The organism is Peptoniphilus sp. SGI.035 (assembly GCF_050315115.1).
GTDB lineage: Bacteria > Bacillota > Clostridia > Tissierellales > Peptoniphilaceae > Peptoniphilus_A.
The window spans coordinates 1-3,983 of the sequence record NZ_JBNPOJ010000040.1; the positions used below are offsets into that span (position 1 = coordinate 1).

Sequence of the window (3,983 nt, forward strand, 5' to 3'; positions counted from 1 at the left end):
GATAAAAATGGCAGACAGTTTTCATTTTTCAGTAAAAATAATATCAAGAGGAAAAGGCAAAAGTGCAGTAGCAAGTGTAGCATATATAAGTGGGGAAAAATAAAAAATGAATGGGACGGAGTAACCCATGACTACACCAAAAAACAAGGAGTAATTAGCAAAGAAATATTTTTGCCAGATCACGCACCAAAAGAATATAAAGACCGAAAAACCTTGTGGAACTCGGTAGAACTTTTTGAGAAAAATTCTAATGCCCAACTTGCAAAAAACTTTATCATATCATTACCAAAAGAGTTAAGCATAGAAGAAAATAAAAAGATGATAGAAGAATATATACAAAACAATTTTGTAAAAGAGGGAATGATAGTAGACCTAGCAATCCATGATGAAAGTAGAGAGGGAAATCAAAACATTCATGCTCATATAATGACCATAGTAAGACCAATAAATGAAGATGGAACATGGGGTCAGAAAAGTAAAAAAGAATATATCTTAGATGATAAAGGAGAAAAGATTTTAAACAAAAATGGAAAACCTAAGACAAGAAAAGTAGAACTAACAACCTGGAATGATAAAGGCAATGTAGAAAAATGGAGAGAAAATTTTTCAGATCTTTGTAACAAATATTTAGAAAGAGCAGGAGCAGAAAAAAGAGTAGACCATAGGAGTTTTAAAAGACAAGGCATAAAACAAATACCAACAATACATCTAGGAGCAAGTGCCAGTGCAATGGAAAGAAAAGGAATAAGAACAGAAAAAGGAGATATAAATCGTGAAAAAAAAACAAAATGAGCTATTAAAAAACATAGGCAATGAAATAAAGAAAATAACATCATGGTTAGCAGGTTTTAAAGATAAGCTAAAAGAATCATATAGGGAATATAAAGACCAAAGTAAAAAGCAAATTGAAAATGAATCAGGACTCTTTAACCTCTATGAATATTTAAGCTTCTATCAAGAAATGCAAGAAAATAATAGAGCTGAATTATCATTTTATGGCAAAAGAAACAAAGCAATCTATGATCTAAAAAGATATGCAAGTGGAATAAATTATCTAAGAGAAAACAAAATAAAAACCATATCAGACCTACAAGGACATATAAATAACCTAAGAAGTAAAAACTCTGAAATATATAAGACTATAAAAGAAAACAGTCAAAAGATAGAAGACCTTAATAAGTGTTTAGCCTATGCAAAGACTGTAAGAAAAACAAAAGCAACCTACCAAGACTATGAAAGCAAGAAAATATTCAAAGAAAGCTTCTACAAGAATAATCAAAAGGAAATAGACCAACATATAAGGGCAAGAACCTTAATAGAAAAAATCAGTGGAAAGAAAAATTTAAGAGAAAAAGAATGGTTAGGAGAAATTAAAAACTTAGAAGATGAAATCAGTAAATTAAACTCAGAGTCAGAAAAGATAAGGGAAAGATACAAGGAAATAAATCATATTAAATATGCAGTAGAAGTAGTTAATGGAGAATATGGTATTGACCTATCAATAGAAATTGACAAGGCAATCAAGAGAGGAGAAAAAGAAAGTATCATAGAAAAGATAAAAGAGTATAAGCGAGATAGTGATAGTTTTAATAGAAAAAGGCAATCCACCAAAGACTATTATAAAAATCAAGAAAGATAAGACCTGGTAAAAATATCTTATCCAAGCTATAATATGACCAAACAACTAAAGGTAGATCTAGGAGGTAATAGAGATGAATAAAAGACAAGAACTAATAGACGAACTAATAAAAGCAAATGAAGATGGAACATACAAAACATATAAAAGCAAAGAAGAAATGAAAGCAATGAACAATGAAGAAATACAGATTATATATTCCAACATGAAAAACTATCTATCAGACAAAAGAACACACATAAACTACTAAAGGTGGAAAAGCAAAATAAGAGCAGAAAAACAAGAAAAGGTACAAAGACCTAAGAAATATATAAAAACATCAAAATAAAGCATTCCACCACCAAGAACAACCAAATAAAAACAATCAAAGGGAAGTATAGAAAAATTAAAGCCTGTACTTCCCTTTTTTTAATTCAAACAAAGGAGATAAACCATGATAAACGAAGAAATAAGCAAAGAAGCAGGGCAAGCAGCACAAACCATAATAACATACACAATAAAGGCAGCAAAAGAATCAATCAACCTAGAAAAAGAAATAAGAAAAAAGATGAATGAAACTCTAGAAAAAGCAAATGGAAACCTCAAAAGTCTTATGGGCGATGAAATGAAAATAAAAGACTTATATAAAAAAGGACAACTAGAAAATATAAGCATAGATCAAAGCGACCTCAAAGACTTAAAAAAAGAAATAAACAAACTTGGAGTAAACTTCTCAGTAATGAAAATAAACAGGAAGATTTCTACAATGAGCATACAGCAGAGATTATTTTATTTGAGAGTGCAAGAAAATATCTGAAAGAGAATTTGGGCGAAAGCAAAACCTTAAATATATCTAAATGGAAAGCAGATGTTGCCACTTTGAAAAAAGAAAAAAAGAGCCTATATAATCAAATATTAGAGATACGAGAAGAAGTTGAACAGACTGAAAGCGTAAGAAGCTGTATAGAGCAGTTACAGGAACAAGAGAAGGAACTAATACAGAGCAAGAATAAAGATTTTCAACTTTAGAAAAACGGAAAGTGTTCTTGACATTTCTTGCGGAAATGATTATACTTTATGTAAAGGTAGCTTGTCATTACATGGGAGGTGGTTAAATGTGAAGAACAGACTTGAGGAAATAAGAAAAATAAACGGAATAACACAGGAAGAATTAGCTTCTATTCTGGAAGTATCAAGACAGACGATTGGTTCTTTAGAAAATGGAAGATACAATCCTTCAATTATTTTAGCTTTTAAAATCGCTAAGTATTTTTGTTTGACTATTGAAGATATTTTTATTTATGAGGAGGAATAAAAAAGATGAAAAGAAATATAAACAAAGAGATGATTATGGCAAAAAAGTTAGCTACTGTAGTTATTGCTACTGGAGTACTGTTTGTCTTGATTGCTGGAATATTATTTTTTAAAAAAGATATTTTACAGATGTTTCCAAGAATGGATATTGCATGGATAGGATTTCTCATTGTTGCTATTATTCTGTGTGTTAGTGGAATAGGTATATTTTCAATTTCAAGTAAAAAACAAGAGTGGATAAATGAAACCGATGAAAGAGAGTCCCTAATAACAGCAAAGGCTTATATGGTAGGATATATTATTCAAACAACTTTGCTGGGAATAGTTTTTTTTCTCTTGGCTTTTATGGGATATTTAAACAAAGCTTCTGGTTTTTCTATAATTGGAATTATTTTGGTAAGTGGTATTGTATCATGGATTTATAATTTATATTTACGAAAAGTAGAATAGATAACTAAAAATAATATTTATTAGAAAACAGTAAGTCACAAAGGTTTACTGTTTTTTATTCGCTCAAAATGGAAATGAGGTTAAAAGAAAAATTAAAAAGGAAAGTAAAAGAAAAAGTAAAACCAAGCAAAAAAGATATGACCAGAGAAATCTAAGGGAGTAACGAAAAGTTACACCCTTAAATAACCATAATAACAAGACTTCCGAAAAGCAGAAGTCCAGAATTCCGAAAATCGGAAATCAAGAATTTCGATTATCGAAAATCTGGAATATATCAATGTAGAAAGGATATAAAATAGAATAAACACAATATTTATGATATAATTAAAGCAATTAAGAGGTCAAAGAGGTGCTTGTATGAATAAGAAAAATAACATAGATAGAGTTCATGATGATGTTTTTAATAGCATAAAAATATTGATGAATAAGGCAAGAAATGAAGTCGCAAGAGAAGTCAATCATCAGGAGATGAAAACAAAAAAGTCCTAGACCAATCCTTAAAGGGCAATGAAATAAATAAGACAGCCAAACAAAGAGTAAACCTCGGAAAGACACATTATTATGTGGACAAGGTATTTTATAATTAAAGGAGGAAATATTATGA

At 29.7% G+C, this 3,983-nt stretch carries 8 protein-coding genes; all 8 read left to right on the top strand.

Annotated elements, in window-relative coordinates:
- Nucleotides 1-792: MobQ family relaxase (gene mobQ / locus ACQRC6_RS09610; protein WP_427848725.1), on the top strand; the 792-nt coding region annotated here is incomplete at its 5' end.
- The gene (locus ACQRC6_RS09615) at nt 773-1,639 is read left to right on the top strand and encodes a hypothetical protein (RefSeq protein WP_427848726.1); all 867 of its coding nucleotides are present in this window, start codon (nt 773-775) and stop codon (nt 1,637-1,639) included. The genes mobQ and ACQRC6_RS09615, both read left to right, overlap by 20 nt.
- A 73-nt stretch (nt 1,640-1,712) precedes the next feature.
- Nucleotides 1,713-1,886, top strand: coding sequence for a hypothetical protein (locus ACQRC6_RS09620; RefSeq protein ID WP_427848727.1), 174 nt, complete (start codon nt 1,713-1,715; stop codon nt 1,884-1,886).
- 183 nt (nt 1,887-2,069) lie between these two features.
- Complete coding sequence (locus ACQRC6_RS09625; RefSeq protein ID WP_427848728.1) at nt 2,070-2,432, top strand: DUF3801 domain-containing protein; 363 nt, start codon at nt 2,070-2,072, stop codon at nt 2,430-2,432.
- Nucleotides 2,433-2,440: 8 nt separating this feature from the next.
- Nucleotides 2,441-2,644 (top strand): hypothetical protein, encoded by a 204-nt coding sequence (locus ACQRC6_RS09630; RefSeq protein WP_427848729.1) that lies wholly within the window; start codon nt 2,441-2,443, stop codon nt 2,642-2,644.
- Nucleotides 2,645-2,732: 88 nt separating this feature from the next.
- Nucleotides 2,733-2,930 (top strand): helix-turn-helix transcriptional regulator, encoded by a 198-nt coding sequence (locus tag ACQRC6_RS09635; RefSeq protein ID WP_427848730.1) that lies wholly within the window; start codon nt 2,733-2,735, stop codon nt 2,928-2,930.
- A 5-nt stretch (nt 2,931-2,935) separates the two neighbouring features.
- Nucleotides 2,936-3,379, top strand: coding sequence for a hypothetical protein (locus tag ACQRC6_RS09640; protein WP_427848731.1), 444 nt, complete (start codon nt 2,936-2,938; stop codon nt 3,377-3,379).
- 357 nt (nt 3,380-3,736) lie between these two features.
- Nucleotides 3,737-3,868 (top strand): hypothetical protein, encoded by a 132-nt coding sequence (locus ACQRC6_RS09645; RefSeq protein ID WP_427848732.1) that lies wholly within the window; start codon nt 3,737-3,739, stop codon nt 3,866-3,868.
- Nucleotides 3,869-3,983 lie beyond the last annotated feature (115 nt).